Here is a 3,135-nt window from a genome sequence, read left to right on the forward strand (position 1 = left end):
GCGGGTGCGGGTGGCGGGCCACCACCGCGGGGCCGCTGTGCCGGCGTTCGCCGGAGGTCGGCGCCGCGGGGGGCGAACGGCGGGGGCCACCCGAGGGCATCATGACAGCACTCGTCCCTCCTTTTCCCGTTGTCAGGACGGCGTCAGCGTGGATTCCGCGTAGCGCCATAATGGCACCTCTTGGCGCCAACGCCAAGCCCATCCCCTCACCATGGCGCATCCAGCACCTTCGGTGGCGCCACCCCATGGGCGAAGCCGCCGGTCATGGGGCGAAAGCGGGCAGCGGAAAAGGGGAAACGGGCAGTGCGGGGCGATCACAGGCCGTTCGGCACCGGACCGCGGTTCTTCCGGATGCCCGCTCGGCGTCCGGGCGCACCGCGCCGAACGCCGATCTGTCGCGCCGCGTGGCGCCAGCGTGCTCCCGCTGCCGTCACGCGCCGGTACGCGCCGAGGCCCCGGGCCCGGTCGTCCGGGTCCGGGGCGGAGACGGCCGGGGCCGTGGGGCTGTCGCGCGGTACGCGGAGGGACGGCCCTTCGTCAGGCCAGGTACTCCCTGACCGCGCCCGTCACCTCGGTCACGAGCGAGTTCAGGTAGAAGTGACCGCCGGGAAAGACCCGCAACTCGTACTCACCGTCGGTGTGGCCGGCCCATGCCTTCGCCTCCTCCGGCGTCACCTGCGGGTCGTCGTCGCCGGTGAGGACCAGGACCGGGCAGTGCAGCGGCGGCCCGTCCGCGTACGCGTACGTCTCCACCGCCTTGTAGTCGGCCCGGATCGCGGGCAGGACCAGGTGCAGGAGCTCGGGGTCCCCGAGGACACGGGAGTCCGTGCCGCTGAGCCGGGCGATGTGGTCCAGCAGTGCCTCGTCGCCGCGGAGGTGGATCCCGGCCTCGCGGGACAGCGACGGCGCCCGGCGTCCCGAGACGCAGAGGCCGTGCAGGGTGGTACCCCGGCGTTCCAGCCGTCTCGCCACCTCGAAGGCGAGCAGGGCCCCCATGCTGTGGCCGAAGAAGGTCACCGGGCGGTCGCACCAGGGGAGCAACTCCGCGGTCAGCGCGTCGGCGAGTTCGTCGACGCTCTCGGCACACGGCTCATGACGGCGGTCCTGCCTGCCCGGGTACTGGATCGCGAGAACGTCGGCGTGCGGCGCGAGCAGCCGCGACACGGGGAAGAAGAACGACGCCGCACCCCCGGCGTGCGGGAAGCAGACGAGCCGGCTCCCCGCGTCCGGCGCGGGATGGAACCGGCGGACCCAACCCGGCCCGCTCGTCGTCATGGCGGTCGTGGCGCCCCGTGCTGCCTCGGTCACGTCAATGTCCTGTCCGGACCGCACCGACGGTCCCGTCGTCCTCGAATGGTGCATCCGGTCGGTCAGCACTCGATGATGGCACACCCCCAGTGCATCCCGCGGCCCATCCCGGCCAGAGCGATCAGGTCACCCTCGGCCAGGTCTCCCGCGTCCCGGTGCTGCTGGAGGTTCAGCAGGTGGTCGGCGGCACCGAAGTGGCCGTGTTCGAGCGAGAACGCGAGGTTCGTCCGCTCGCCCGGCACCCCGAGTCCGGCGGCGAGGGCCCGCGAGGTCTGCTCGTTGTCGTTCAGCAGGACGACCCGGGCGAGGTCCCCCACCTCGACGCCCACCCGCGCACAGGCACGGTGGACCACCTCGCGCACCCGGTCGTTCATCAGCTCGATGAAGCCCTCGAACCGGTCCGAGTCGTAGTCGAAGAACTCCATCATGTCCCACGCGTCCCGGGCCGTCGGCTGCTCGTCCCCCGGCATGAACGGAAGGTGCGCACCGCCCTGTTCCATGAGGAAGAAGTCGGCGTAGCGACCGTCCGTGATGACGTCGGCGCCCCGCCAGCGCAGCCGCGGGTGTCCGCGCCCGACGACGGTCGCCGCGGCGCCGTCGGAGAACAGGAGCGAGTGCGTCTCCATCCGGTTCCAGTACGCCTCCGCCGTGCGGTTGGCGCCCACGAAGAGGGCCCGCCGGTACTCGGGGTGGGTGGCGAACCGGCCCGCGAGGGTGTCGAAGCCCGTGATGCCGCCCGCACACCCCTGGGAGATCAGCACGGCCTCGGCCCGGTGGGCTCCGAGCCGTGCCTGGAGGCTCGCCGCCGCGTCCCAGTACAGGTACTCGGGTATGTCGGTGATCGCCACCACCACCAGGTCGAGCTCCTCGGGCTCGGTGCCCGCGTCCTTCAGCGCCCTGCGGGCCGCCTCCACCGACAGGTCGGTCAGACCCACCTCCGGCGGGCACCGGTGCACGTTGCGGTAGCCGTAGGCCAGCACCCGTTCGGTGTCCGCGGTGTACTCCGACACGATGTCGGCCACCGCCGCCTTCTCACCGAGCGCGGACCCGAATCCCATCATCCCGTACTCCACGGGGCACCTCCTGTCGTCGCCGTCCGCGTGCCGCCACCGGAAGGGGCGCTCACGCCGGGCCCTCCGCCGTGAGCGCGGTGTCGTCGAGGCCCCACCACGCATCCCCGCCGCGCTCCAGGACGCTCCTGACGCCGGTGAGGAACCGGACCGCGTCCCGGCCGTTCACGACCCGGTGGTCATAGGCCAGCCCGAGGTGGACGTACCTGACCGCACGGGGCGTGCCGTCGGCACCGGGGCGGTACTCCTCCTCGACCGCACCGACCGACACCATGCACAACTGCGGCCAGAGCACGATGGGATGGACCAGCACCACACCGGGGTCGGGGTTGAGGGAGACGGCGATGTTGCCGCCGTCCAGCTCCGTCGCCAGGAAGTCCTTCGTCAGCGCCTTCATCCTGAACTCCATCAGGGTGTCGGCGACTTCTTCCAGGGACTGCTCGTGCGCCCGCCGGACCACCGGGACGTACAGCGATCCGTCGACGTCCACGGTGACACCCACGTGCGGAGCGTCGGCCAGACCGACGGTGCGGTCGTCCAGCAGGGTGCCGAAGAACAGCGGGAACTCCTCGTGCTGGGCGGCCACCGCCTTGATGACGGCTTCCCCCAGGCCGAAGGTGGTGCCCGTCTCCTCGCCCAGGGCGGCAAGGGCGTCCAGCGTGGGACCCACCTCCGCACGGACCACGGTGAAGCCCGCCGGGACCTCGCGATGGCTCCTGGTGACCACCGCCGCGGTGCCCTGCTGCATACGGTCGAG

3 protein-coding genes are annotated in these 3,135 nt (G+C 72.0%); all 3 read right to left on the reverse strand.

What is annotated here, in order from left to right; genetic code table 11:
* Positions 1-537 precede the first annotated feature (537 nt).
* A complete protein-coding gene (locus ABZ371_RS30840) occupies positions 538-1,275 on the reverse strand; it encodes an alpha/beta fold hydrolase (protein ID WP_358685861.1) in 738 nt (245 codons plus the stop codon).
* A gap of 95 nt (positions 1,276-1,370) precedes the next feature.
* Complete coding sequence (locus ABZ371_RS30845; RefSeq protein WP_358685856.1) at positions 1,371-2,381, reverse strand: 3-oxoacyl-[acyl-carrier-protein] synthase III C-terminal domain-containing protein; 1,011 nt, start codon at positions 2,379-2,381, stop codon at positions 1,371-1,373.
* 49 nt (positions 2,382-2,430) lie between these two features.
* A partial coding sequence (locus ABZ371_RS30850) for a 2-oxo acid dehydrogenase subunit E2 (protein WP_358685858.1) occupies positions 2,431-3,135 on the reverse strand: 705 nt, incomplete at its 5' end.

Origin of the sequence: Streptomyces sp. NPDC005899, assembly GCF_040629645.1 — a bacterium.
Classification (GTDB): Bacteria; Actinomycetota; Actinomycetes; order Streptomycetales; family Streptomycetaceae; genus Streptomyces.